This window comes from Streptomyces sp. NPDC054770 (assembly GCF_053611985.1).
In genome coordinates this window covers 1,888-5,245 of sequence record NZ_JBSHBL010000168.1, presented here as the reverse complement: position 1 = coordinate 5,245, position 3,358 = coordinate 1,888, and the positions used below count along the sequence as shown (strand labels likewise).

2 rRNA genes are annotated in these 3,358 nt (G+C 56.8%); both read right to left on the bottom strand.

The features are described from left to right. A 5S ribosomal RNA gene (rrf, locus tag ACWGKQ_RS51765) occupies positions 1-62 on the bottom strand; the annotation flags it as partial. Between the two features lie 92 nt (positions 63-154). Next, positions 155-3,261, bottom strand: a 23S ribosomal RNA gene (locus ACWGKQ_RS51760). Between the last annotated feature and the right edge of the window lie 97 nt (positions 3,262-3,358).

The following is a 3,358-nucleotide window of genomic DNA, read 5'->3' as shown; positions in this document are numbered from 1 at the left end:
TAAGGCTTAGCTTCCGGGTTCGGAATGTAACCGGGCGTTTCCCTCACGCTATGACCACCGAAACACTATGAAACTGTAGAACTCTGCCGCACCACGCTGTGGCAACGTGGGGCTGTTCGTGGTTTCAGAACCAACACAGTGGACGCGAGCAACTGAGGACAAGCCCTCGGCCTATTAGTACCGGTCACCTCCACCCATTACTGGGCTTCCAGATCCGGCCTATCAACCCAGTCGTCTACTGGGAGCCTTACCCCATCAAGTGGGTGGGAATACTCATCTCGAAGCAGGCTTCCCGCTTAGATGCTTTCAGCGGTTATCCCTCCCGAACGTAGCCAACCAGCCATGCCCTTGGCAGAACAACTGGCACACCAGAGGTTCGTCCGTCCCGGTCCTCTCGTACTAGGGACAGCCCTTCTCAATATTCCTGCGCGCGCAGCGGATAGGGACCGAACTGTCTCACGACGTTCTAAACCCAGCTCGCGTACCGCTTTAATGGGCGAACAGCCCAACCCTTGGGACCGACTCCAGCCCCAGGATGCGACGAGCCGACATCGAGGTGCCAAACCATCCCGTCGATATGGACTCTTGGGGAAGATCAGCCTGTTATCCCCGGGGTACCTTTTATCCGTTGAGCGACGGCGCTTCCACAAGCCACCGCCGGATCACTAGTCCCGACTTTCGTCCCTGCTCGACCCGTCGGTCTCACAGTCAAGCTCCCTTGTGCACTTACACTCAACACCTGATTGCCAACCAGGCTGAGGGAACCTTTGGGCGCCTCCGTTACTCTTTAGGAGGCAACCGCCCCAGTTAAACTACCCATCAGACACTGTCCCTGATCCGGATCACGGACCCAGGTTAGACATCCAGCACGACCAGACTGGTATTTCAACGACGACTCACCGTGAACTGGCGTCCACGTTTCAAAGTCTCCCAGCTATCCTACACAAGCCGAACCGAACACCAATATCAAACTGTAGTAAAGGTCCCGGGGTCTTTCCGTCCTGCTGCGCGAAACGAGCATCTTTACTCGTAGTGCAATTTCACCGGGCCTATGGTTGAGACAGTCGAGAAGTCGTTACGCCATTCGTGCAGGTCGGAACTTACCCGACAAGGAATTTCGCTACCTTAGGATGGTTATAGTTACCACCGCCGTTTACTGGCGCTTAAGTTCTCAGCTTCGCCCCACCGAAATGGAGCTAACCGGTCCCCTTAACGTTCCAGCACCGGGCAGGCGTCAGTCCGTATACATCGCCTTACGGCTTCGCACGGACCTGTGTTTTTAGTAAACAGTCGCTTCTCGCTGGTCTCTGCGGCCACCCCCAGCTCAAGAGGAAAACTCTCTCACCAGGTGTGGCCCCCCTTCTCCCGAAGTTACGGGGGCATTTTGCCGAGTTCCTTAACCATAGTTCACCCGAACGCCTCGGTATTCTCTACCTGACCACCTGAGTCGGTTTAGGGTACGGGCCGCCATGAAACTCGCTAGAGGCTTTTCTCGACAGCATAGGATCATCCACTTCACCACAATCGGCTCGGCATCAGGTCTCAGCCTTAATGTGCGACGGATTTACCTACCGCACGGCCTACACCCTTACCCCGGGACAACCACCGCCCGGGCTGGACTACCTTCCTGCGTCACCCCATCACTCACCTACTACAAGTCTGGTCCGTCGGCTCCACCACTTTCCTTTCCCCGAAGGGTCCGGAACGGCTTCACGGACTTAGCATCGCCTGGTTCGATGTTTGACGCTTCACAGCGGGTACCGGAATATCAACCGGTTATCCATCGACTACGCCTGTCGGCCTCGCCTTAGGTCCCGACTTACCCTGGGCAGATCAGCTTGACCCAGGAACCCTTAGTCAATCGGCGCACACGTTTCCCACGTGTGAATCGCTACTCATGCCTGCATTCTCACTCGTCAACCGTCCACAACTACCTTCCGGTGCTGCTTCACCCGGCAGACGACGCTCCCCTACCCATCACGATCCCCGTTGGGGGTATATATCGCAATGACACGACTTCGGCGGTACGCTTGAGCCCCGCTACATTGTCGGCGCGGAATCACTAGACCAGTGAGCTATTACGCACTCTTTCAAGGGTGGCTGCTTCTAAGCCAACCTCCTGGTTGTCTCTGCGACTCCACATCCTTTCCCACTTAGCGTACGCTTAGGGGCCTTAGTCGATGCTCTGGGCTGTTTCCCTCTCGACCATGGAGCTTATCCCCCACAGTCTCACTGCCGCGCTCTCACTTACCGGCATTCGGAGTTTGGCTAAGGTCAGTAACCCGGTAGGGCCCATCGCCTATCCAGTGCTCTACCTCCGGCAAGAAACACACGACGCTGCACCTAAATGCATTTCGGGGAGAACCAGCTATCACGGAGTTTGATTGGCCTTTCACCCCTAACCACAGGTCATCCCCCAGGTTTTCAACCCTGGTGGGTTCGGTCCTCCACGAAGTCTTACCTCCGCTTCAACCTGCCCATGGCTAGATCACTCCGCTTCGGGTCTTGAGCGTGCTACTCCATCGCCCTCTTCGGACTCGCTTTCGCTACGGCTACCCCACACGGGTTAACCTCGCAACACACCGCAAACTCGCAGGCTCATTCTTCAAAAGGCACGCAGTCACACCACAAGGATGCTCCCACGGCTTGTAGGCACACGGTTTCAGGTACTATTTCACTCCGCTCCCGCGGTACTTTTCACCATTCCCTCACGGTACTATCCGCTATCGGTCACCAGGGAATATTTAGGCTTAGCGGGTGGTCCCGCCAGATTCACACGGGATTTCTCGGGCCCCGTGCTACTTGGGTGTCTCTCAAACGAGCCGTCAATGTTTCAGCTACGGGGGTCTTACCCTCTACGCCGGACCTTTCGCATGTCCTTCGCCTACATCAACGGTTTCTGACTCGTCCTGTCGCCGGCAGACGACAGAAGAGAGATCCCACAACCCCGTATACGCAACCCCTGCCGGGTCTCACACGCATACGGTTTGGCCTCATCCGGTTTCGCTCGCCACTACTCCCGGAATCACGGTTGTTTTCTCTTCCTGAGGGTACTGAGATGTTTCACTTCCCCTCGTTCCCTCCACACTGCCTATGTGTTCAGCAGCGGGTGACAGCCCATGACGACTGCCGGGTTTCCCCATTCGGAAACCCCCGGATCAAAGCCTGGTTGACGACTCCCCGGGGACTATCGCGGCCTCCCACGTCCTTCATCGGTTCCTGGTGCCAAGGCATCCACCGTGCGCCCTTAAAAACTTGGCCACAGATGCTCGCGTCCACTGTGCAGTTCTCAAACAACGACCAGCCACCCATCACCCCCAACCGAAGCTGGAGTTCACTGGGGCCGGCATCGAGGGAA